The organism is Candidatus Symbiopectobacterium sp. NZEC135 (genome assembly GCF_025962695.1).
This window is the reverse complement of record NZ_JAGFPF010000992.1, coordinates 1-794: the sequence shown is the minus strand read 5'-3', so window position 1 is coordinate 794 and position 794 is coordinate 1. Positions and strand designations below refer to the sequence as shown.

Genomic DNA, 794 nt, shown 5'->3' with positions numbered 1-794 from the left:
GCGCGCATCGCGATTGGTCACGGCCAAATGCGCGAACGGGATCTGGAACGCGTGATGAGCGATTTCCACCATCAACGCTTTAACGTGCTGGTGTGCACCACCATCATTGAGACCGGCATCGATATTCCCAGCGCCAATACCATCATCATTGAGCGCGCCGACCATTTCGGTCTGGCTCAGTTGCACCAACTGCGCGGCCGCGTCGGCCGCTCGCACCATCAGGCCTATGCCTATCTGCTGACACCGAACCCGAAGGCGATGAGCACCGATGCACATAAACGGCTGGAAGCCATCGCATCATTGGAAGATCTGGGCGCAGGCTTTGCACTGGCAACCCATGATTTAGAGATTCGCGGTGCGGGTGAACTGCTTGGCGAAGATCAGAGTGGGCAAATGACCACCGTCGGTTTTTCGCTCTATATGGAGCTGTTGGAAAGCGCGGTCGATGCGCTCAAAGCCGGGCGCGAGCCCTCTTTGGAAGATCTGATCAGCAGCCAGACCGAGGTGGAATTACGCCTGCCGTCCCTGCTGCCGGAGGCCTTTATCCCTGACGTCAATACCCGTTTGTCGTTCTACAAGCGCATTGCCAGCGCCAAGGATGATAACGCGCTGGAAGAACTGAAAGTGGAGCTTATCGATCGCTTTGGCACCCTGCCGGATGCCACGCGCCATCTGTTGCAGATTGCCGCGCTGCGCCAGCGCGCACAATCGCTGGGTATCAAACGTATCGAGGGTAACGAAAAAGGCGGATTTATCGAGTTCGGCGCCCATAATCGGGTCGATCCTGCGCATCT

The 794-nt window shown here is 57.4% G+C and carries 1 protein-coding gene; it reads left to right on the top strand.

Going from position 1 to position 794, the window contains the following annotated elements; translation table 11 throughout:
- On the top strand, positions 1-794 hold a 794-nt coding region (locus tag J5224_RS31955; RefSeq protein WP_264628982.1), incomplete at both ends, for a TRCF domain-containing protein.